Below are 22,228 nucleotides of genomic sequence, written 5' to 3'. Positions count from 1 at the left end.
TTCCTTCAGCTGGCCGATGTCCGCGACAGGCCTTGCAGGCGTTGATCCAGCACCTTGAGCGTCCCCGCCCCGGCCACGCCGTCGGCGCCGAGGCCCGCCTGCGCCTGGAAGCTCTTCAGCGCGTCGGCGGTCCCCTTGCCGAAGGCGCCATCGGCGCCGCCGGGCACCTGGAACCCGAGCGCGATCAGCGCCTCCTGGATCGCCTTGGCCCCTGCTCCACGCGCGCCTTCCTTGATCGCGCCCCTGCCGCCGGCGACCCTCTCGAGATCCTCGACACCCGAGAGCAGCGCGCTCCGGAGGACGCCCCGCGCACGCCGCTCGCGCCTCGCCCGCAGCTCGGCCTCCGCCTCGGCGTAAGGATCCGGCTCCGCCCTGCCCGGGGCCTCCGGCCAGGAGACCGCCTGGGCCTTCCCGGCGCCCTCGGCGCCCGCGGGGAAGGGCGCGTCGGGCTGCCAGACGGCGGGGTTCTTCCGCTCGTGATAGCCCTGCTTCCACTGCCAGCTCCAGTGCATCCGCGCGTTGCCCTTCGCGTCGACCGTGCAGTCGAGCAGCGGGGTCCCCCTGGGGGAGCTCTTCGTCAGGCCAGGCGGCGAGTTGATGCAGAACGTGGCCTCGATCTGGTCCGAGAACGGCGCGCCGCGCAGGCCGCGGAGCAGCCACGAGATGGGCAGCCCTTCCGCTTCCATGTCGATCCACGCGGACCTGAAGAGCAGCGCCTTGTCGCTCCGGCGCTGGAGGATCAGGCGCGCGCGCCCCCGGGGCCGAAGGTCCGCTTTCAGCTGGCCCAGCCCCGAGATCAGCCCGATGCCCCGGAACGGCCAGCTGCCGTTCGAGAGCGACTTCGGGATGAAGTCCCACCAGTGGGATTCCCACAGCATCCGCGCTTGCCTCGCCGCGGTCAGGTGGTTGCTCGGATCGTGGAACGACGTGCCCGTGTCCCAGATCTGCCATTTCCGGTCGACAGGGTGCTTGCGGACGACCAGGACCACGTGGCCGGAGCCGATGGAGTCGGCGGACCAGAACAGGCAGGAGCCCACCTTCACGTCGGCCCAGAGCTCATCGGGCCATTTCTTCAGGTCCAGGGGCACGTCGGTCCAGCCCTTGCCGAGCCTCGCGCAGTAGGGCTGCGAGTCCTTGCCGGCGCCGATATCGCCGCTCTCTCCGCCGTCCCATCCGCCGATGCAGAGCGCCGTCGTCACCGATTGCTGGCACTGGCCCACCAGCGGATACCGGCCCTGGCGCGCGACGCCCTCCGCGACCTTCTTCTGCGAGCCGTAGAAGTAGACGGGCATGGTGTACGGGATCCCCGTCTGGTGCTCGGCGATCGCGCGCGCCCAGGCCTCGGTCGGCTCGCCCTCGTAACCGGCGTAGTCCTCGTGCGCGAAGAGGTCGGCGATCCCCTCCCTCGCCCGGGCGAGGATGTGCGCCGCGATCCCCTCGACGTCCTCGGGGCCGCGCACGCCGTGCTCGGGGATGGGGAGCAGGTTGATCGTGCGCACGAGCTGCGGCGGGGGCGTGTCGTCGAAGCTCCGGGGCGCCTCGGTGTAGTCGTCGGGCAGCTCCGGCTCGGAGGAGACCATGTCCTCCCAGAGGGGGAGAGGTCCCGGCTCGCCGAGGGCCGCGGTGTCGAGTGCATCTTCTCGTGTGCTCATGGTGTCCTCCTCTTCATGGGTCTTGCCCCGCCCTGGGGCCCAGCGTCCTCGGTCCTCGGGCTGGGAGCCGTCGACGAGGCAGGCCAGGTGGGCCCAGGGCCTCGCCCGGCTCGATCATGGGTCAAGAGGCCGCCGGCACGCGGGCCTCTCCCAACGTACGAATCCCCGAGGCGCCATCGCACTCGAGGAGCGCGACGGCCGCGCCCCCGCCCGGCGCTTCGTCGACGCTGACCGCGGTGAACCGGCTGATCAGCCTGGCGCGCCGCTGGCGCTCGGGGGCGAGGCGGGGATTGCTCTTCACCTCGGCGAGGAACTCCGCCCATACGTCGTCGCCTGCGTCGAACGGCGGGAGCTGCATCAGCCAGATCCATGTGCCGGTGTTGGCGAAGAGGAGGCCGCCTTCGTGCTTCCAGCGCGCCGCGTGGGTGTGGCCGAGGATCACCGCGCTCGCCCCGAACTTGGCGGCGAGCCGCTTGACCTCTTTCCACTCGGCCTCGTCGGGCTCGAGCTCGAAGTACGCGTCGCCCGTCTTGCCGGTGAGCTTCCGCTGGAGCCTCGCATAGAGCTTGAGCCCGGCCCGACCGAGCTTGAGCCGCGCCCGGCCGAGCACGCCGTCGTCGTCCTCGTCATCGGAGAAGGCGGCCGCCCCGTCCCCGACCAGCGCCTCCACGGCCTCCTGCTCCTCCGGCGTGAGGCCCGCGTCCGCGACCCGATCGGCGAGGCCGAGATCCTCCTGCTCGGCGAACGCGGCCGGCCCGCTCATCTTCCGGAAGAGCTGCCAGCAGAGGCTCGCGGAGGAGCGCTGGAACAGGAGCTTCATCGCGGACGGCGCGACGGCTAGCGCCGTGAGCGTGGCGCCCTGGAAATCGGGCTTGAGCAGGTTCGCGAAGCGGAGCCCGAACTCGCGGGTGAGCGGGTTCAGGTACTGCTTGACGAGGATCGAGCCGGGTGCGTAGGAGAACGAGGCCCGCTGCGCGGCACCTGCGCTCGAGAGCCCCTTGTAATGGACGATGTTCCAGGGGTCGTTGTGCTCGCCGTGGGTCACGAGGATCCTGGCCCCGCCCACGTCGAGCATGTCCGGGGCCTCTCCGAGCTGGAACGAGAGGCGCGCGGCGACGGCGGGCGGCTGCCCGAGGGCCGAGCGAAAGACGCCCTGGACCTCGGGCAACGCGAGCTCCACGTCGTGGTTGCCGAGGCGGAAGACGACCTGGCCGCCGGCCGCGAGGACGCGGCCGAACGCGGCCAGCACAGCCTTCGTGGCGCGGCTCTCCGCGCAGGCCTTGGCCTGCGCCATGGCGCGGGCGACGTCGAGCTCGAGCTGGTCCTCGTTCATGAGGAAATCGACCCCGTCGCCGTTCACGAGGACGCGGGTCGGCGGCGAGGTGAACCTGTCGAGGAGCGCGGGGAGCTCTCGCTCTCCTGCGAAGACATCGTAGTCACCGCCGTTGCCGAGGTGCAGATCGCTGATGATCAGGGTTCGCATGGACTGGTTCCTGGGGGTGTGGGTGTGATCGTCTTCGGTGAGCAGGGAGGCGAGGAGACGGGCCACGCCTCGACGGAGCGGCCCCCCGCGAAGGGGGCACGATGATCTCGCTCGCGAGATCGAGGCGCCGGGGCAGGAGCGGATCCGCCGCCTGGGATGTCGTCCCGCCGGCGCGCAGGAAGCGAGCGCCGGGGAGGCGTCGCTCGCGGCCTGGTCACCACGACCCCGCTACGGTCACGCCGCCTCCGGACATGCCGATCGCCGGCGCTGCGCGCACCGCCGGGCCGCCTCGGGCGTGCCACTGATTCCACGCCGCGAGGCCGATGGTCCCCAGCATGAGGGCCCCTGCGACCGCGAAGCTCGCGACTGCGCCGCTGCTCAGCGCGTCGCTGGCGCAGAGCGCGTCCTCCAGCGCCTCGCAGGCCGCCGTGCTCCGCCGCGGGTCGTCGCACGCCGACGGGTCCAGGTCCTTCGCCGCCTCCTGCGCCGCATCGGCCTTGTCGTCCGCGGCGACAGACAGCCCCACGCTCACGCCCAGCGCGACCGCCGCGGCGGCGCCGACGACGACCAGCGGGACGAGCGACGGCCCCTGTGCGCCCGGCCCCACGCGCGGGATCGGCGCGGTCCGCGGCGTCGCTCGCCTCGATGGCCGCGGCGGCGCTGCCGGCGCCGGCGGCGCCGCTTCCACCGGATCGAGCCGCCCGTCCACGGCTTCTCTCTGGCCGGCGCGCCCCTCTATCGTTCCCTTGAACGGCTTTCGCCCCTCCGCCCGGATCTCGATGGCATACGTCCGCGCGTCGAGGAATATCGATCGCTCGAACGGCCCTCGCCCGAGCGACCTCCCGTCGAGGAGCACCTCGGCGTCGGACGGATCGGTCCTGATCGTGAGCGTCACGAGCTTCGTCGAGGCCTCGTCCAGCAGCGCCGTGAGCTCGGCGCGCGTGTCTGCTCCGACATCCGCTGGCAGCACGCGTAGCCCGCTCGAGAGGTGCTCCGCGGCGTCCCGGTACATGCCCAGGTTCAGCTCGCACGCGCCCAGGTTCGCCGCGATCCGCCAGTGCTGCCTGATCCCCCACGCCTCGATGAGCTTCGCGCGGCACGCGTCCCAGTCTCTCTCCTCGGCGGCTTTGCTCCCCTCGGTGAACAGGTCCGCCGCCTTGTCCGCAAAGGCGGATCTCGCCTGGACGAGCGGTATGAGGAAGCACGCAAGGGCCACGAACGATCGATTCATGTGCATGTCACTCCAGCTTGGTTCCACCGGGAGGCCTGAAGGCCTTTCCACTCGGGCGAGGGGCCGCCGGGGGCTGCGTCGGAGGAGGCCGCAGGCGAAGCCGCGGAGGAGGCGCTGGCACCGCTTCCACGGCGCGCACCGACGGCTCGGCCGAGGGCACGGGCGGGGGCTCGGCCGAGGGCACGGGCGGGGGCTCGGCCGAGGGCACGGGCGGGGGCTCGGCCGAGGGCACGGGCGGGGGCTCGGCCGAGGGCACGGGCGGGGGCTCGACCGGCGCGCTCGGCGTTGCCGCGGCGGCCTTCGCTTCGACCGGTGTCCTCCGGAACGAGGTCTCGCACCTGGCGTGGCGCGCTCGCGCCTCGTCGGGCGTCTCGCCGAGGTAGAGGGCGCGCATGTTCGCAGGGAGGCAGTCCGTATGCGCCGTCGCCAGGCGCTCGCGCAGCGTGCCGACGTCGGTGACCCACGCGCGCGCGGTGCCGTCCGACGCGACGCCGAGGAGCTTCCGCCCACCTTCGAGGAACCTCATCGCGAGCACGGGCACCCGGGACTCGAGCGCGATGGGCGTGCCCCTCGCGTCGGCGTGCCAGATGAGGACGACGTTGTCCGCCGACGAGGTGGCGACGCGCTCCCCGTCGGGGCTCCAGATCGCGCGGAGCACCGCGCCCTGGTGCCCCCGTTGCGCGGCGAGCTCCTTGCCGCTGTCCGCGTCCCAGAGCCGCGCCGTCTTGTCCTCGGAGGTGGTGACGATGCGCTTCCCGTCGGGGCTCCAGGCAGCGGCGAGCACGCTGCCCTCGTGCCCCCTCAGCACGACCGGCGCGTCCGTGCTGCCGACCTGCCACACGCGCGCGGTGCGATCCACGGAGGTCGTCACGATGCGCGTGCCATCCGGGCTCCACGCCGCCCAGGTCACCCGGTCCTCGTGGTGCCGCGTCAGCAAGGCGGATCCCGAGCCGTCGGCGTTCCACACCTGCGCCGTCCTGTCCGCCGACACCGTGACCACGCGCTTGCCGTCGGGGCTCCAGGCGGCGAAGGACACCTCGGCGTCGTGCCGCCGGACGACGACGGCCTCCCCCTTGCCCATCGTGCGGTAGACCCGCGCGGTGTTGTCCAACGACGACGTGACGATGTGCGTGCCGGCCGGGCTCAGCGCCACGCTCGTGACCGGCGCGACGTGGCCCTTGAGCGCGACCGTCCGCTCGTCACCATCGATGCGCCAGAGGCGCACGCTGCCGTCGTCGTACGCCGAGACGGCGAGCTCTCCGGCGGTGTCGAGGGATGCCGAGCGAACGGCGCCCGCGCCGCGCCGCTCGCGCTGGAGCCGCTCCAGCAGCTCCGCGCTCCACACCTTCGCCGTGCGATCGTTCGTCGGCCCTGCGGGGTCTGCGCCGGCCGCGGTGACCACCTGCGACCCGTCGGGGCTCCACGCCGCCGCCCGGACGGGGGCGTCGTGCTCGCGCAAGACCAGCGGGTCGCTGCCGTCCAGCGGCCACAGCCGCGCGGTCCTGTCGGTCGAGGCTGTGGCCAGGTGCGCCCCGTCCGGCCGGAACGCGACGTGGACCACGGACTGCGCGTGCCCCTTGAGGGTGATCGGCGGCACCAGCTTGCCGTCGGAGGGCCACACGCGCGCGGTCCCGTCGGCGGAGCCGGTCGCAACGCGCGCGCTGTCGGCGCTCCACGCCACATGAAGGATGGCGCCCGTGTGGCCCTGCAGCAGGACGGACGCGCCCGTGCCCTCGGCGTCCCAGACGCGGGCCGTGCCGTCGCGCGAGGCCGTCGCGATGCGCTCGCCGTCGGGGCTCACGGCGAGGAAGATCACCGCGTCCTCGTGGCCCCTGAAGTCCGTGGTGCGCGCGGCGTCGTGGCTCCACCACCGCACCGTCCCGTCCGCAGAGCCCGTCAGGAACCGCGCGCCGTCTGGATGGAACGCCGCGCACGAGATGGGGACCGCGCCGCCCCTCAGCACGAGCGGCTCGCCGGCGCCATCGGCCGCGTGGACTCGAGCCGCGCCGTCGCGCGACACCGTGATCACGCGCTGGCCGTCGCGGCTCCAGGCCGCCGAGACGACGGGCCCCCCGTGGCCCTTCAGGCTCACGGGCTGCCCGGCGCCGTCGGCGCGCCACACGCGCGCGGTCCCGTCCTCCGAGGCCGTGAGGACGCGCTCGCCGTCCGGGCTCCACGCAGCGGAGAGGACGGCCGCGCCGTGGCCCTTCAGGCTCACGGGCTGCCCGGTGCCGTCGGCGCGCCACACGCGCGCGGTCCCGTCCTCCGAGGCCGTGAGGACGCGCTTGCCGTCCGGGCTCCAGGAAGCCGCGGTCAGCGGTCCCTCGTGGCCGCGCAGGCTGGCGCGCAGCGCGTTCTCGCGCAGCGCGTCGCTGGCGAGCCCGACCCAGCCGCGCTGCTCCTCGGGGTGCTTCGCCTCGCTCAAGAGCTTCAGCGCCATCGAGATCTGGCCGCGATCGTTCAGCTCGCGGACCCCCGACTCGACCTTGGCGTCCAGCGCCTCGCTCGCCTTCGCCTCGGCGCGCTGCCTGGTCTCCTCGGCCGCGACGCGCGCCTTCTCCTTCGCGACCCGCTCCTGCCACGCCCAGTAGCCGAGCGCGCCGGCGACGCCCGTGGCCGCCGCCGACGCGATCGCCACGAGCGCGCGCCGCCGCGCGCGCTCCTTCGCGAGCCTCGCCTCGGCCTCGGCGCGCTCCCGCCGGAAGCGCTCCTGCTGCTCCTGCTCGCGCCGCCGCTGCTCCGCTTCGCGCCGCCGCTGCTCCCGTCGCTCGTTCACCATCCGGGCGAGCCAGTCGTGGCCGAGCTCGAAGTAGCGGCTCCCCTGGTGCTCTCCCGCGTGGAGGATGGCCGCTCGCTCGAGCGCCTTCAGGATCGGCGACAGCTCCTCGGCGGGCAGGAGCCGGAGCAGCTCCTTCTCCAGGCGCAGCGTCCTGCCGCCGTCCGGGGTGACGAGGTGCTCCTCGAGCAGCTGCTGCGCCGCATCCCGCCGCGGCCCGAGCTCCTCCAGCGTCGCCTCCAGGTAGCCGCGAAGGATGGGCTCGGCCTCGACCGCCTCGGTCGCGCCGTCCCCCTGGGCGCGCTGCTGAAACAACGCCCGGCACACGATCTGCGCGTACGCCGCCACCGCCTCGGCCCGGTCGGACGCCGCCTGTCCGGGCACGCGCACCTGGAGCATCAACCTCCGCAGCTCGTCGCTGGACCACGCCTGCGGAGGCACCCCCGCGGCCGCCGTCTGGCACATGGCCTCCGTGAGCTCGGCCACCGTGAGCGGACCCACGCGAAACCCGTGGTCCAGGAGCCGCCGCCGATCGCGCAGGCGATCGCGGAAGCGGCCCAGGTAGTCCTCGCGGAGCGAGAGCATCACGCGCGCCTTTCCGAGCGGCAGCTGCGCGAGGTGGTCCACGCACTCGAAGAGCGCCTCGGTGGGCTCGGGGTCCCGCCCCGGGTAGAGGAGCTGCTCGACCTGATCGAGGTAGACGACCAGGAGCCGATCCGATCGCCGCGCGATCCGCTGCGCGGCCGCCAGGATGGCGTCCCGCGGGGACATGTCGCCCGGCGCCTCGCCGAGGCCGGCCCCGGCGTACGCCTTGCTCGCGAGCCAGCGCGAGGCGTCCTCGCCTTCCGGCCAGCCGTCCACCAGCACGACGCGGACCTCGTGGGCCTCGATGAGCGCCGGGAGGACCGCGGCCTGCACGAGCGACGACTTGCCGGCGCCCGACGGCCCGTACACGGTGACGCAGCGGCTCGCGAGGACGCTGCTCTCGAGCGCGCGGGCCATGTCCCCGCGCCCGAAGAATCGCTCCCGATCCGACGTGCGGTACGGCTGGGGGCCGGGGAACGGGTTCGTGACGAGCGCGCTCATCGCGCCTCCACCGGACCGAGGTCCGCGAGCAGCGGCGCGAGCTGCGCCGGGTCCTCGGCGATGGCCGCGATGCGGGCCGCGCCGGGCAGCCCTCCGCCGCTGAGCCAGATCTCCACCTCGCCGGGCTCGGCGTCGGGCGTCAGGATGGCCAGGCTGTCCTTGGGCGCGGAGCGCTGATCGTAGAGCCAGCGCAGGAGCATCCTGTGGCGCCAGTCGAGGATGGACAGCCCGACGAAGAGCCCCGGCTGGATCCTGGGCCGCGCGAGCAGCTCTTCCATCCACGAGGGCGGCCGCAGCCCCTCGGCGCCGAGCAGCCCGTGGATGTGATCGTCCTCGGTCAGGATGGGCGGGGAGAAGATGGGCCGCGTCTCGACCGAGTAGCCCCCGTAAAGGCGGAGCACGACGATCTCGCTCGCGAGATCGAAGTGCCTCGGCAGGAGCGGATCCATCTTCCACGACGTCGCCCCGGCCGGGCGCTTGACGACGCGCGGCTTGCCGCTCGGGTCGGCCATCGACGGCTGGATCGCGTACACGGTGTGCTGCGGGTGCTGCGCCGCGATGGCGCGCTCGAGGTGCGGTCTCCACAGCAGCGTGACGTGGACGCCGGGCCGGACGAAGCGCGCGAGCGCCTCGATGAGCGGCGGGACCTCCGCGGTAGGCGACTGCGTGAGCGACTGCTGGAAGAGGGAATGGAGGACCTCGTGGCCGAAGCGGAGCACGCAGCGCTGGGTGAGCGTGCTCAGCGGCAGGCCCTCGACGTTCGCGTCCCCGTTCTCCTGCATGAAGCTCGTGATCTCCTGCTGGAGCGTCCTGCGATCGTCGTCGACGTCGCCGACGACCATCGTGAAGGCGCCCTCGAGCAGGCCCTGGAGGGCGGGCGCGAGGCGCTTCGAGCCCCGCTTCGGGGCCGGCCTCGAGACGCGCCGCCCCTCGAAGCTGAAGATCACCGAGTCCGAGCCGCGGAGGTACAGCACGGGCGAGAACGCCTCCGCGCTCCTCGCGAGGAGCGTCCTGCGCGCCGCCGCCACGGCGGCGCCGATGTCGCCCGACGTCCGATCGGCGGCCGTGAGCGCGCGGTAGATCTCGGACGAGCAGGCGCGCGCCGCGTCGGCCTTCACTGGCCAGAGGTGCGCCACGACGGCGTCCGCGCCCGCCCTCGCCAGGATCTCGGCGGCGCTGCCGAACGCGCCGGCCTTGGCGCCCTCGCACGCCTCGAGCAGCACGAGGCGCAGCTCCTCGCAGAAGCTCGCGCTGAGCTCCCGGGCGAGCGCCTCTGCGGTGACCCACACCTCCTCGCCGTCCTCGTCGTCGGCCACGCGCAGCACGGGCTTGCCCGAGAGATCGACGCCGCCGTGGCCGAGGAAGTGGACGACGTGGGGCGTCTTGCCGCGCCGGAGCCGATCGAAGAGCACGCTCGGGCCGACGTCGGGGCCGGCGATGGGATCCAGCCACTCGACGTCGCCCGACTCGATCGACGTTGCGAGCGCCTCCCTCAACGCGGCGAGGGCCCGCTCGTCGGCGCCGGGCGCGATGGCGAGGACGCGGACGGCGCCCCGGACCTCGCGAGGCTCCCAGGGCTCCGACGACTCGACGCCGCGAGCGAGCAGCAGCCTCGGGTCGGTGCCGAGAAAGCCCTCGGAGGTCCCGGGACGGCAGAGCGCTTCCCAGGGGATGAGCTGGAGCGCGCGATCGCGGGCGAAGAGGCGCACGAGCAGCCGTCTCTCCTTCGCCGCCTCGCCGAGGCGGACGAGGACGTCTCGCAGCTCGCCGTCGATGAGCTCGCCGTGGAGCGCCTGCGATTCGTCGATGGCGGCGGCGTCGAGCGATTTTCCTCCCCGGATCGCGCGCCCGACCCTGCTCGCGAACGCCTGGAGGGCGTCGATGCCGCGCTCCGGGAGCAGCGCGCGCGCCGGGGGGCGCTCGCCGCGGCTACCGCGCGCGCTGACGCGCAGGCCTTGATTGCTGGTGTCCAGCTCGATCTCTAGCCACATGGCGACGATTCCCTCACACCAGCACGCTGCGCAGTCGGTTGGAGTGTTGCGGGGCGAACGCTCATCAAAGCGCCCTGATCCTGTGTTCCTGGCGGAGCGCCGCGCGCCGCGGGCGCGGCGACGCCGAGCTCCGGGGAGGCCGTCACGGCCGCGCCCCATGTTGCTGTCCTCCGCAGCCCTCTGCCCAGCTGCGCTCATCGGCAAGCTTCGGTGTCCGCGTCCCGCCCAGCGCGGCGGGCCTGGCATCGTTCGTTTTACCGAGCGCGGCCCATCTTTGATTGGGAGAATCGACCAAAAACCACGCATGGTCTCCGAATAATGCGGTGTGGATCATGACGCCCGCGGGCCGCGGAGCTCCGCGCGTGCCGGCGCGGCCGGGAGCGCCGCGCGGATCGACGTGAGCTGCCGCCCATTCCGGCGCGGCACCGAGGGGGAGCTCCCCGGGCGGAGGCAGGTCAAAACGACGAAATCAGGACGAAGCGCGTACGCAGGAGAGGGAGCCGGACCCGCGCCGCGCAGAGGGAAAGCCCTCTGGCGAGCCAGCCCCGCCGGGCGGGGCGCCGCCTCCGGAGGCCCCCGGCAGGAGTCGACGTTGGCTGGTCGAACATGCTTGTGGTGCGATCGGCGACAGCTGCTCACTTCCAGAGCTCACGGGCGCTCCGGCGGATGGGCCCGCTGCCTGCGCGTGGGACGCGCAGCGCGCTCGCCTTCGCGATGCCGTACGCGCGCCTTTACCCCGTGCGCGATCTGACCGCATCCCGTCGTATCGGCCTGCTTCCGGGGGCGAGCGAGCACCCGGCGCCGCGCCGGAAACGCCGGCAGATTTCGCTGATCCGCGCAGCGCTCCCGGCCGCGCCGGCCACGCGCGGAGCTCCGCGGCGCGCGGGCGCCGTGATCTGCGCCGCATCGTCCACGAGCCGAGCGTGATTTTTCGTGGTTCTTGCCAATCAACTTCCAGTCGTAATCGGTAAAACAACCCTCGCCAGGGACGCCTTGACCGAAAGAGCGCGCGACGCGGATGGCCGTTGTGGGGCCAGACGCTGAGGCAGCGAATCTCGTCGCCCGCGGACGATCCGCTCACCGGCCGCACCATTCCGGCGAGCCGGGGGCGACGCGGCGCGCGCCACGGGGCTCACGCCGTCGCGCTGCGAGGCTCGCGGCCGGCTGCGCTCAGCCCGGTCGAGATCGTTCATCAGGCATGCATTTCAGCATGAGAGAGGAGGGTGCGACGATGGGAGACTACAAGACCGCATTTCGTCCGATCGGCAGCGAGGCGCTGACGTTCGACGGCAAGACGCAGTACCGGTCGATCCCGAGCTCCAGCGAGATCAACTTCGCACGCGATCAGGACTTCACGGTCGCGGTCCAGGTGTGCCCGGATCCGGTGCAGCCGAGCCAGCAGAACGTCGACCCCGGCATGGTCGAGAAGTGGGACGCGTACGGGCGTTATCCGTTCGCGCTCCGCTATTACGCGAGAGGCGCCGAGCAGGGGAAGATCTACGCAGGACGATACGACGAGACGAACTTCCCGACCGTCATGTCGAAGAGCCTGCTCAACGACCGCAAGTTCCACCACGTCGCCTTCGTGCGCAGGACCCAGAACGGCAAGGGCGTGCTCGAGCTGTATGTCGACGGCGCGCTCGAGGCCAGCACCCCGGACACGACCGCCGGCGACACCCGGAACGGCTCGGCGCTCTACCTCGGCTGCCGCGGATTGAGGGGCGGGACCGGCATGAACTACTTCGCCGGGCAGATCAAGGATCTCCAGATCTACGGCGCGGCGCTGTCGCCGGCGGAGATCGCGGGCCTCGCGCGCCCCCAGCCACAGGCGAGCGGCAAGCCGAATCTCCTGCTGATCGTCGCCGACGACCTCGGCGCCGACGCGCTCCGCATCAACGACGCGACAGGGGAGGTCACCGTCCAGCTCGACGGGCCGAACGGCACCACCGGGCCCAAGCGGCTTCCCAACCTGGAGAAGCTGGTCAAGCACGGAATGCATTTCTCCCGCGCCTGGGCGCAGCCGGTGTGCTCGGCGACGCGGGGCAGCCTCTTCACGGGCATGCAGCCCTGGCGGAGCGGCGTGGGCTACCCCGACCCGGGCGGCAACAACACGCTCGTGATGAACCCTAGATCGGGCGCGGCCGTCCGCAGCCTGGCGGAGGTCCTGAAGGGCGCGGACTACCGCTGCGGGATGTTCGGCAAATGGCACATGGGCAAGCCGGACGCAGAGAGACCCCCGACCAAACCCGCCGGAGGGAAGAAGAACGACCCCAAGCGGACCGCGTGGGACTGGGGTTGGGAGCGGTTCGAGGGGATCCTCGAGGGAGGCTTCCGCGTCGTCGCCCCCAAGTACGGATACCCCCAGGCGACCATGCCGCTCGGCAAGCTCGCCTCGGTCAATCCGGAGGCGAAAGATCCGAACGACCCCAGGGAGGTCGCGTTCGCGAAGAAGCGCGACGCGGTGAGGACGCGGACCACGGAGTACCTCCGCAGGGTCGCCCCAGAGTTCGTGGAGCGCCAGCCCGACATCCAGTTCTACGTCTGGGAGAAGTGCTACGAGGACGACCCCACCGGCGTCATGCTCTACGATCGTCCACCGACCGAGCGCACCCACATGTACGCGACGCGCGATCAGGTCTACTCGGCCAAGGAGTGGATCGCGCAGATGCTCGGCTCGCCCTGGTGCGTCGCGCTGACGCTCACGACGCCCCACGACCCGTTCCACGTCCCGCCGAGGGAGTCCTACACCATCCGGTTCGCCAACCCCGAGAAGCCGACCGTCCAGGAGATGTTCGTGGCCATGGTCGAGTCGATGGATTTCTACATCGGCCAGCTCCTGAGCTCGCCCGAGCCGGAGATCCAGGAACAGCTCAAGAACACCGTGATCGTGTTCATCGGGGACAACGGCACGCAGGACGAGGATCCGGATCGGCCGGGCGTGCTGCTCGACAGCGACGAGCAAGACAAGGCGACGCCGCACATCGGGGCCGTGCATGTGCCGATGATCATCGCCGATGGCGGCTCCCTGCTCGCGGGGACGCCGTGCTACCTCGCCGGCGCCGCGATCCGCGGATCCAGCGGCGACCTGGTCCACATCCTCGACATCTTCAGGACCTGCGCCGATATCGCCGGGGCGAGCGCGCGCGAGGCGGTCGATTCGGTCAGCCTGAAGCCGTACCTGCGGGGCGGCAGCGTCGAGAAGCGGGAGTTCAACTTCAGCCAGCAGTTCGGCTATCACAAGATGCAAGGCGGCAGGACGACCAACAAGTTCGCGCTCGTCAGCGACGGCCGGTACCTGCTCAGCTGCGCTCGGTCCAAGTTCAATGACAGCGACGTGACGGACGAATACACGTACACGCTCTACGAGCTCGTGCCGCACGAGACGATCGTCGGGGCCCTCAGAGAGAAGAAGATTGAGAGCTTCCTCACCGACGCGACCCACCGCGCCGTGGCCCAGCGGCTCTATGACGAGATGAAGAGGCATCACCTGGATGGCGGTGACGAGAAGGAGCAGCGAGGCCCGCTGCCGTTCCCCCCGCTGTTCGCGTACCGGTATGTCCGGCTCCTCGCGAAGTCGGAGGTGAACGGCGGCCCTTGGACATCGGCCGCAGACTTCCAGGTCCTTGTGAACGGGAAGCCCCTGGATCGCTCCGCGTGGACCGTGACGGTCGACAGCGAAGAGACGGCGGGGGAGAATGGTCGTGGGCAGAACGCCATCGATGGAACCAGCGCCTCGATATGGCACACGGAGTGGTACAGCCGGTGCCCCGCGCATCCCCACTGGCTGAGCGTCGATCTGAAAAGCCCGCAGGCCATCAGCGGCTTCAAGTATCTGCCCAGGCAGAACCAGGCGAACGGCAGGATCGCGGACTATGAGTTCCAGGTCAGCAGCGACGGCCAGAGCTGGGTCACCCTCTGCGCCGGGCGGTTCCCCGACGGCACGGCGGAGCAGACGGTGGATGTGCAGCTCGCGAACGAGCGCTCCATCCGCGGCACGGTGGCCGTCAAAGCCACCTTCCGCAACAACGGCTCCGTGCCGCTCGACTACGTCTGGGTGGACTATGCGGGGGCCGAGAAGAAGTACGGCACCATCGCGCCGCGCAGCCAGGTAGTCCAGGACACCTACGAGACGCATGTGTGGCGCCTCAAGGACGGAGCCCGCACCGTTGCCACCTATGTCCCGACGACGGAGCCCAACCCGGTCTTCTCGTATGGGAATTCCCCCTAGCCAGGGCTGAGCGCGGAGCGGGCGCAGCAAGGATGGGCGGGCCCGCTCCGGCACGGCAGGGCGGGCCGTCCGCCCGGCTCGCTCCGTCGGGCGGAGCCGGCCTCCAACAGTCTCGATGACTCGGAGATTTTATGACACCTGATCAACAGACAGCGCGCGCTCCGTTCCACGTCATCACCAAGCCCATCGGCGCCATCTGCAACATCAACTGCGCTTATTGCTTCTACCTGGACAAGGAGCGCCTGTACGACTACCCCACCCGCGGCGCCTTCCGCATGGCGGACGACGTGCTCGAGCGCTACGTCCAGCAGTACATCGAGGCCCAGCCGAGCACCGCGGAGGAGGTGGGGTTCGCGTGGCAGGGAGGCGAGCCCACGCTGATGGGGCTCGACTTCTTCCGGCGCGCGGTGGAGCTGCAGAAGAAGCACGCGCGCCCCGGCCAGCGCGTGACCAACTCGCTGCAGACGAACGGCATGCTCCTCGACGACGCGTGGTGCGCCTTCCTGCGCGACGAGGGGTTCCTCGTGGGCATCTCCATCGACGGGCCCGAGCCGTCGCACGACCGCTACCGCCTCGACATGGAGGGGCGCGGGACGTTCAAGCGGGTGATGAAGGGGCTCGAGGCCATGAAGCGCAGCGGCGTGGAGTTCAACACGCTCACCGTGGTGCAGCGCGACAACGGCGATCACGGGGCCCGGGTCTATCGATTCCTGAAGGAGATCGGCTCGCGCTTCATGCAGCTCATCCCCATCGTGGAGCACAAGGACGGCAAGCTCTCCGACCGGACGGTGGAGCCGGCGCAGTGGGGCCGGTTCCTGACCGCGGTGTGGGACGAGTGGATCGCGGAGGACGTCGGCGAGATCTTCGTCCAGCACTTCGACATGATGCTGGGGATCACCATGGGCTTCCCGTCGACGCTCTGCGTGCACGCGCGCACCTGCGGGCGGGCGCTCGCCGTCGAGCACAACGGCGATCTGTACAGCTGCGACCACTTCGTGACGCCCGAGCACCTGCTCGGCAACATCACCAAGAGGCGCCTGTCCGTGCTCGTGGACGGGCCGCAGCAGGCGCGGTTCGGCCAGGACAAGCTCGACACCTTGCCCCGGTACTGCCGCGAGTGCGACCACCTGAAGTACTGCTACGGGGGCTGCCCCGCGCACCGCGTCAAGCAGACGCCGGACGGAGAGCCCGGCCTGAACCACCTGTGCGAGGGCTACAAGATGTTCTATGCGCACACGATGCCTGCGCTGCGCGCCATGGCCGCGGCCATACGCCTCGGCGGCACCGCGCGCGATTACCACCACTACATGCCGCGAGAGAGGAGCGCGACCGTCCGCGCTCCCTGAACCGACGCGACGGAGGGACTTCTATGGACCGCTGCCCGCTGCCCGAGCTGATGCGCTGCGCGTCAGGAGACGTTCTTGAGCGGAGAGGCAGGCGCGGCCTCCAGCGCCGGCGCGGGTCCGCCCTCGTCGAGGGACAGGGACGGCTCGAAGTCGGCGCGATCGAGCAGCCAAGAGGCCAGGCCCATCGCGGCGAGCGTGAGCACGGGCGCCAGGACGAAGACGCTGGTCGCGCCGAAGTGTCCGGCGATGAACGCGCCGGCGCTCGCCCAGAGCAGCCTGCTGACGTGCTGCACGGTGTACTGGATGGTGAAGTCCGTGCTCGCGACGTGAAGGCGGCTCCTGTCCATCATGAGCACGTGCATCATCGTCGCGCGCGCCATCACGCCGACGACGGGCACCGAGATCACGAAATACAGGAACGGGCGCTCGACGGCCACGCGGTTCAGGAGCACCAGCCCGAGGCACAGGCTGCAGAGGACGCTGAGCGCGTAGAAGGCGCGCTCCCGCCCGAGCCGCTTCACGGCGAGCCCCCCGAGGATGCCGCCGGCGGCTCCGGCGATGCTGGACAGGATCCCCATCGCCAGCCCTATCTCCTTGAGCGAGAGGCCGCGATCCACGAGCATCACCTCGAGGGCCGGGGTCATCAGGGACGCGCCGATCGGCATCGCCGCCACCACGAGGAGCCACCGCCCCATGCGCGGCCGCCGGAAGAGGGCCAGCACCTCGCGAGGCGTGATGACGCGCGACGGATCCACGGGTCGCTCCTTGTAGAGCGCTATGCCAGGGAGCGGCAGCAGGAGGAGCGCCGAGGTGATGAGGAGCGCCGGCTGCCAGCCGAGCCGCCCGACGAGGATCACCATCAGCCCGCCGCCGACCAGCTGACCGGCCATGAGCCCCGCGGTCTGCATGCCGTTGCCGAGGCCCCGCTCATCGGCGGAGAGCAAGCTGACCGCGAGGCCATGCGACGCCGCGTCCGCGAGGGCGCAGACCGTCGTGAGCCAGAGCAGCGCCGCCAGCGCGTAGGCGCGGTGGTGCAGGAGCAGCCCCGGGACGTCGAAGAACGAGCCCGCCACGAGGGTGATCAAGATGAGCGGGTGCGAGAAGAGGAGCCAGCCGCGGTAGCGGCCGAACGTCGAGCGCGCGCCGAGCCTGTCGATGAGCGGCGCCCACAGCGCCTTGAGCGACCAGGGGAGCATCGCCAGGAACAGGAACCCGATCTGCTGCATGGTTGCCCCGCTCCGCCGCAGCAGCACCGGGAGGGCCTGCGACAGCAGCGCGATCGGCAGCACCTCGGTCAGCGCGAGCGCGAACAAGAGCGCATAGCGAAAGCCTCGAGAGTTCACGCTAGACCTAACTCCTCACGTGCTGGGGGGCGGGAGATATCCGGCCGTACGAAGAAACGAGACGTACGCCGCGACGAGGGCCTCGTCGATCGGGGGGCAGACGATGCCCGTCCCTTCGAGCCCCTCCCGCGAGTTGGGGGCGTCGTACTGCGGCTTCTTGACGAGCAGGCTGTTCGGAGACATGAGGAGCAGCCAGAGCTGCGCGAGCGACTCCCTCTCCGGGTGATCGGCCGCCGCCGCCCGCTTCAGCTCCAGGAGCCACTGGTCGTAGTCACGCTCGACCAGGGGGTACCCCGACGCGCGCACCATGCAGACGAGCTCACGCCATGGGATCGGCCGCGGATGGAACAGGTGAAAGGCGCGACCGAGCGATCGGGCCTGTCTGGACAGACAGATCATGGCCCGGCTCACGTAATCGACCGGGAGCATCGGCACATCGATCGTCAAGCTCGGGTACGAGCCCAGGAGAATACACCCTTTGAGGAGGCGGTTCAGCAGGTCTGTCCAGTTGCTCGTGACGCCCGTCCGGCTATGCCCGGTGATGCGGATCGTGCGGTAGATGGCCGCGGGCAAGCCTCGCTCTCTGGCCGCCAGCACCAGCTGCTCTGCGACCCATTTGCTCCGGACGTACCCGCTCCTGAGCCCGGGCTCGAGGACGGGCGTATCCAGCTCGCTCACCCGGCCAGCGTCGATGTGGGTCCGGCCGAAAAAGACGGCCATCGAGGAGGTGTAGTGCACAGGTTTGGTCTGGCCGCACGCCGCCAGCCTGAGTATCTCCTGTGTGCCCAGGACGTTCGCCGCTTTCAGCGCCGCATAAGGGAGGAAGAAATTGACATGTCCCCCGTTGTGATAAATCACGTCTAGCTGCTCGGCGAGGGCGTCGAACCGTGATCGCGAGAGGCCCAGGAGGGGCATGGCCAGGTCTCCGGCGACCGGGATGATTCGGCCCTCGCGCGATCCGTCCCAGAGGCCGAGCCGCTCGAGGTGCGTCCGGAGCCTCTGCGCCGCTCGTGCGCGTTCATCCTCACGGACGAGACAGTAGATGTCTGCCTCGCTGGTGCGCAGGAGCTCGTCGAGCAGATACGCGCCGAGAAAGCCAGTTGCCCCGGTGAGGAAGATGCGCTGTGGCTCGGTCGCCTGCGCCGAGGGAGGCCGTTGAAAGCCGATGGTCGAGTCCAGCACGGTTTCCGCTTGCCAGTCGACCGCGCTCGCCGTGGAGACCTCGCGCATCATGTGGAGGGACCGCCCATCGCCCGACCGTAGAGAACGCTCGCCCTTGGGGCCTGGTACTCCCCGCAGATCCGGGCGCTGCGTCATGGACTTATCAAGGGAAGCAGGCGGACGTCAATCGGAATCCAGGAGCTCGTGGAGGGACATCCAGCCCGTCCGGCGCGCCAGGCGCGCGCCGGGAAGGCGATCCAGCGAGCGCCGGCGGAGCGCGCCCGCCCCGCGCGCGCTCCGGCGCTCGGCCTCGGAAGGGGGCGCGCTGCTGGAGGGCAGGTCGCGACGCCCCGAGCCTCGTCGCGCTGCCGCCGATATGGCCTCCGGGTCAGCAGGCGCGCGCGGTTCAGAGCGAGGCCACCTCGACCCGCGAGACCCCAATCCGGAGCTGCCCTGTCACTGGTCGACGCGCCACGATCCCCGCAGCCCCGCGCACGCCAGCCTCGCCGAGCTGCTTGCGAAGCCGGCAGATGTCCAGGTTGAGCTTGAGCGGCTCGACGGCCAGCATCTGGCACAGGGCGTCTCGGCTCACCCAGCCTCGCTCCGCAGGCGACGCCTGCGTGTCCTCGAGGAAGAGGCGAGCGAGGACAAGGAGCAGATAATGGTAGCTCCGGGGCGACAGCTGAAACGTACCACCGTCGTGCACAACGGTGACCTCGACGTGCTCCTCGTCGCGGCTCGCGGCCAGGCGCAGCCCCACGAGCTCGAGCGTCAGGCCAGCCGACGCCTCCCAGGTCGCCCGGAGCCCCGTGGGTAGCTCGAGCACCCACGGCTCCCCGTCGACAACGATGATATCGTGGTCCTGGACGACATCGATCCGCTCCTCGCGCTCCGCCACCCAGCGCCCGGCGCAGTCCTCGTACACAGTCACGATGGGACGCTCCTCGCACGGGAGCACGAGCACGTGATCGGCCGCGCTGCGATGCGCGCCGGAGGATGGGCGGCGCGCGCACGGCATCGGGCCGCCTCCGTCCATGAGGGCGAATCCGGTGGCGGCGCTGCCGATCGCGACGACCTCGCCCGTCGTCATCGCGACCCGCTCTCCCGGCTTGAGCCGCCGCCCGTCGATGAAGGTGCCATTGCGGCTATTGAGATCGCGCAGCTCCCAACATCCATCGAGCCAGCGCAAGATGGCGTGCTCTCCGGAGACTCGAGGGTCGTCAAGGCGCAGATCGCACGCGGGGTGCCGTCCAACGAGACATCGAGGCCCGAGGGTGAATCGCCGCTCGGTCTGTAGTTCCTTGATTATGCCCACGTGAAGCCTGGGCACGATACCACGGTCGTCAAGCACAACGGAACAAAAATAGATCCTATCAAGCCCATCAAGATTCTTTCGGATGAACATGAGCGCTACTTCAACCTACCTCGGCTCTGGCGAGGCGGCGCTCGCGTGTGACAGCACAGTCGCTCTACCCGCTCGCTACGAGGACGTCGGCCCCATCGCCTCAGGAGCCTTCGGTGAGGTGAGGCGCGTGCGCGATCACCTTTTTCGGCGGATGGTCGCCATCAAATTGCTCCGGCGTGAGTACGCGGATCATCCGCGGGTACGCGCGCGCTTCCTCAATGAGGCGGAGATCACGGCAGGCCTCCAGCATCCGGCTGTCGTCGCCGTCTATGACCGCGGGGAGCTCGCGGACGGGCGACTCTGGTTCACGATGCAGGAGGTGCGGGGTCGCACGTTCCAGGTAGCGCTCGCGGAGCTCCACGCCGCCAAGTCGCCTGAAGGCTTCCGGCCGGGCCCGTCGGGCTGGACGTTCCAGCACGCCGTCGCCGCCTTCGCCCGCGTCGCAGAGGCGGTGGGCTACGCGCACCGGCAGGGGATCGTGCACCGGGATCTCAAGCCAGAGAACCTGATGATGGGCGAGCTCGGCGAGGTGCTGGTGATGGACTGGGGGCTCGCGCGCCGCGTCGCCGACGACAGAGGGCCAGGCGGCGGGGCCGCGGGGCTCCACGGGCGCGCCGCCGATCCCGGGCTGACGTGCGAAGGCGACGTGCTGGGGACGCCCGCGTACATGCCGCCTGAGCAGGCGGCTGGGCAGCAGCGGCTCCACAGCCCGCAGAGCGATGTCTATGCGCTCGGCGCCGTTCTCTATCACCTGCTCTCGGGCCAGCCGCCCTACAGGACCTCAGGACTCCTGCCGTTCCGGCAGATCCTCGCGGGCCCGCCGCTGCCGGTCGCCGAGGCCGCGCGCGGCGGACCGCAGCCGCCCGCGGAGCTGGTGGCCATCTGTTCAAGGGCGATGGCCCGGGAGATCGCGGCGCGCTACCCGGACGCCTCCGCTGTCGCCGAGGAGGTACGCTCATGGCTCGACCGTACCTTCCGGCGGGAGCAGGCGCTCAGGGTGGTGAGGAGAGCGCAGGCGCTCCTGCCCGACGTCGCGGCGAGCCGCGAGCAGGCCGCGCGCGCGAAGGCCGAGGCGGACGCGCTGCTCGCGGCCGCGCGGCCACGCGACCCGCTGGACCGAAAGCAGCGCGGCTGGGCGCGCCAGGACGAAGCCGAGGCGCTCTCCGCCGAGGCGGCGGTGCGTGAGGCCGAGTGGCTCACACGGATGCACGGCGCCCTCTGTATCGATCCGGAGCTGCCCGACGCGCACGCCGCGCTCGCCGGTTACTACGAAGCGCGCCTGGCCGAGGCCGAACGCGCGCACCGCAGGGCCGACGCGCTGCGCCTCGAGGCCCTCCTCCGCGCGCACGACCGGGGCAAGCACGCCGCCCTCCTGAGCGCCGCGGGGGAGCTGTCGCTGGTGACCGAGCCGCCGGGGGCCACGGTCGTCCTGGAGCGCTACGTGGAGCGGGGCCGGCGGCTCATCCCCGAGACCGTGGGCGAGCTCGGGCTGACGCCGCTCCGCTCCGTGAAGCTGCCCCGCGGCAGCTATCGCCTCCGCCTGCGCGCGCCCGGGCGCGCCGAGGTGCTGTATCCCGCGCTGATCGAGCGAGATGGCCACTGGGACGGTGTCGCGCCGGGCGAGCGCGAGCCCCGCCCGATCTGGCTGCCCAAGGAGGGCGAGCTCGGCGCGGACGACGTGTATGTGCCCGCGGGCTATTGCTGGACGGGCGGCGATCCGAAGGCCCCGTACAGCCTGCCGGCGCGCCGCATCTGGTTCGATGCGTTCGTGATCCGGCGATTCCCGGTCACGAACCGCGAGTACCTCGAGTTCCTGAATGACCTCGTCGCCGCGGGCCGCGAGCGAGAGGCCCTCTCGGCCTGCCCGCGGGAGCGAGCCGGCGTCGCGGGCGGCTCTGGACGGCGGTTCGCGTTCGGCCGCGACCGCGGCGGGCGCTTCGTCCTCACCCCCAACGACCTGGGGCGCACGCACCTGCCGGACGCGCCGGTCACGCTGATCGGCTGGCGCGCGGCGAGCGCTTACGCGCGCTGGCTCGCGGCCCGGGAGGGCAAGCCGTGGCGGCTCCCGAGCGAGCTGGAGCGGGAGAGAGCCGCGCGCGGCGCCGACGGACGCATCTATCCGTTCGGCAACCACCTCGACGTCCAGTTCGTGCGGACGCGCGACGGCGACGACGGCCTCCCCTCGATCGCGAGCGTGCACGAGATCCCGCTGGACGAGAGCCCGTATGGGGTGCGGGGGCTCGGGGGCAACTCGCGGGACTGGTGCCGCGACCGCTGGACGCGCGAGGGGCCGCGGCTCGACGGCGGGCGGCTCGCGGCCAACGTCGACGAGCTCGGCGCGCGGCGCGCCGTGCGGGGCGGCGCCTGGCTCGGCGCGCTCGACAGGAGCCGCTCGGCGGCGCGCGCCGGCGTTCCGGGCGGGCAGCGCCGCCGCACGACCGGGGTGCGGGTCGTGCGCGCCTGCCCGCCGTGAGGTCGTGAAATAGAGAGAAATAACGTGTTATGGCGGCGCGCGCGCGGCTGGCC

The 22,228-nt window shown here is 71.3% G+C and carries 11 protein-coding genes; 3 read left to right on the top strand and 8 right to left on the bottom strand.

Annotated elements, in window-relative coordinates; all coding sequences use genetic code 11:
* Window positions 1–5: 5 nt before the first annotated feature.
* The 5 genes from NQZ70_RS29825 to NQZ70_RS29805 all read right to left on the bottom strand — a co-directional run bounded on the left by NQZ70_RS29825 (window position 6) and on the right by NQZ70_RS29805 (window position 10,219).
* A complete protein-coding gene (locus tag NQZ70_RS29825) occupies window positions 6–1,652 on the bottom strand; it encodes a peptidoglycan-binding protein (RefSeq protein WP_237244164.1) in 1,647 nt (548 codons plus the stop codon).
* Between the two features lie 121 nt (window positions 1,653–1,773).
* A complete protein-coding gene (locus NQZ70_RS29820; RefSeq protein ID WP_129577251.1) occupies window positions 1,774–3,135 on the bottom strand; it encodes a metallophosphoesterase in 1,362 nt (453 codons plus the stop codon).
* Window positions 3,136–3,349: 214 nt separating this feature from the next.
* Window positions 3,350–4,372 carry a PEGA domain-containing protein gene (locus NQZ70_RS29815; protein ID WP_129577250.1) on the bottom strand — a complete coding sequence of 341 codons (1,023 nt, stop codon included), beginning with the start codon at window positions 4,370–4,372 and terminating at the stop codon, window positions 3,350–3,352.
* Window position 4,373: 1 nt separating this feature from the next.
* On the bottom strand, window positions 4,374–8,228 hold the full coding sequence (locus tag NQZ70_RS29810; protein ID WP_129577249.1) for a PD40 domain-containing protein: 3,855 nt from the start codon (window positions 8,226–8,228) through the stop codon (window positions 4,374–4,376).
* The gene (locus tag NQZ70_RS29805) at window positions 8,225–10,219 is read right to left on the bottom strand and encodes a CHAT domain-containing protein (protein ID WP_129577248.1); all 1,995 of its coding nucleotides are present in this window, start codon (window positions 10,217–10,219) and stop codon (window positions 8,225–8,227) included. The genes NQZ70_RS29810 and NQZ70_RS29805 overlap by 4 nt, the downstream gene beginning before the upstream one ends.
* Before the next feature lie 1,210 nt (window positions 10,220–11,429).
* Between NQZ70_RS29805 and NQZ70_RS29800 the strand changes: the two genes are divergently transcribed.
* Window positions 11,430–14,447, top strand: coding sequence for a sulfatase-like hydrolase/transferase (locus NQZ70_RS29800; protein WP_272826003.1), 3,018 nt, complete (start codon window positions 11,430–11,432; stop codon window positions 14,445–14,447).
* A 131-nt stretch (window positions 14,448–14,578) separates the two neighbouring features.
* Entirely contained in the window at window positions 14,579–15,793 is a 1,215-nt protein-coding gene (locus tag NQZ70_RS29795; protein ID WP_129577246.1) for an anaerobic sulfatase maturase, read from the top strand.
* Window positions 15,794–15,855: 62 nt separating this feature from the next.
* On the opposite strand, the gene NQZ70_RS29790 is transcribed toward NQZ70_RS29795, so the two are convergent.
* From NQZ70_RS29790 to NQZ70_RS29780, 3 genes are all read right to left on the bottom strand, one after another.
* Window positions 15,856–17,136: an MFS transporter gene (locus NQZ70_RS29790; RefSeq protein ID WP_129577245.1), complete on the bottom strand. Its 1,281-nt coding sequence runs from the start codon at window positions 17,134–17,136 to the stop codon at window positions 15,856–15,858.
* Window positions 17,137–17,151: 15 nt separating this feature from the next.
* On the bottom strand, window positions 17,152–18,369 hold the full coding sequence (locus tag NQZ70_RS29785; RefSeq protein WP_207217511.1) for a thioester reductase domain-containing protein: 1,218 nt from the start codon (window positions 18,367–18,369) through the stop codon (window positions 17,152–17,154).
* A 334-nt stretch (window positions 18,370–18,703) separates the two neighbouring features.
* The gene (locus NQZ70_RS29780) at window positions 18,704–19,702 is read right to left on the bottom strand and encodes an FHA domain-containing protein (RefSeq protein ID WP_275938168.1); all 999 of its coding nucleotides are present in this window, start codon (window positions 19,700–19,702) and stop codon (window positions 18,704–18,706) included.
* On the opposite strand from NQZ70_RS29780, the gene NQZ70_RS29775 reads away from it, so the two are divergent.
* Complete coding sequence (locus NQZ70_RS29775) at window positions 19,695–22,175, top strand: protein kinase domain-containing protein (protein ID WP_129577243.1); 2,481 nt, start codon at window positions 19,695–19,697, stop codon at window positions 22,173–22,175. The genes NQZ70_RS29780 and NQZ70_RS29775 overlap by 8 nt on opposite strands.
* Window positions 22,176–22,228 lie beyond the last annotated feature (53 nt).

Origin of the sequence: Sorangium sp. So ce836 (assembly GCF_028553905.1) — a bacterium.
Lineage (GTDB): Bacteria > Myxococcota_A > Polyangia > Polyangiales > Polyangiaceae > Sorangium > Sorangium cellulosum_D.
This window is presented reverse-complemented; position numbering and strand designations above follow the sequence as displayed.

Bases quoted from the DNA above. Each gene is read 5' to 3' on its own strand.
- NQZ70_RS29825 (WP_237244164.1), bottom strand. From the start codon at position 1,652: ATGAGCACACGAGAAGATGCACTCGACACCGCGGCCCTCGGCGAGCCG.
- NQZ70_RS29820 (WP_129577251.1), bottom strand. From the start codon at position 3,135: ATGCGAACCCTGATCATCAGCGATCTGCACCTCGGCAACGGCGGTGAC.
- NQZ70_RS29815 (WP_129577250.1), bottom strand. From the start codon at position 4,372: ATGCACATGAATCGATCGTTCGTGGCCCTTGCGTGCTTCCTCATACCG.
- NQZ70_RS29810 (WP_129577249.1), bottom strand. From the start codon at position 8,228: ATGAGCGCGCTCGTCACGAACCCGTTCCCCGGCCCCCAGCCGTACCGC.
- NQZ70_RS29805 (WP_129577248.1), bottom strand. From the start codon at position 10,219: ATGTGGCTAGAGATCGAGCTGGACACCAGCAATCAAGGCCTGCGCGTC.
- NQZ70_RS29800 (WP_272826003.1), top strand. From the start codon at position 11,430: ATGAGAGAGGAGGGTGCGACGATGGGAGACTACAAGACCGCATTTCGT.
- NQZ70_RS29795 (WP_129577246.1), top strand. From the start codon at position 14,579: ATGACACCTGATCAACAGACAGCGCGCGCTCCGTTCCACGTCATCACC.
- NQZ70_RS29785 (WP_207217511.1), bottom strand. From the start codon at position 18,369: ATGATGCGCGAGGTCTCCACGGCGAGCGCGGTCGACTGGCAAGCGGAA.
- NQZ70_RS29775 (WP_129577243.1), top strand. From the start codon at position 19,695: ATGAACATGAGCGCTACTTCAACCTACCTCGGCTCTGGCGAGGCGGCG.
- NQZ70_RS29780 (WP_275938168.1), bottom strand. From the start codon at position 19,702: ATGTTCATCCGAAAGAATCTTGATGGGCTTGATAGGATCTATTTTTGT.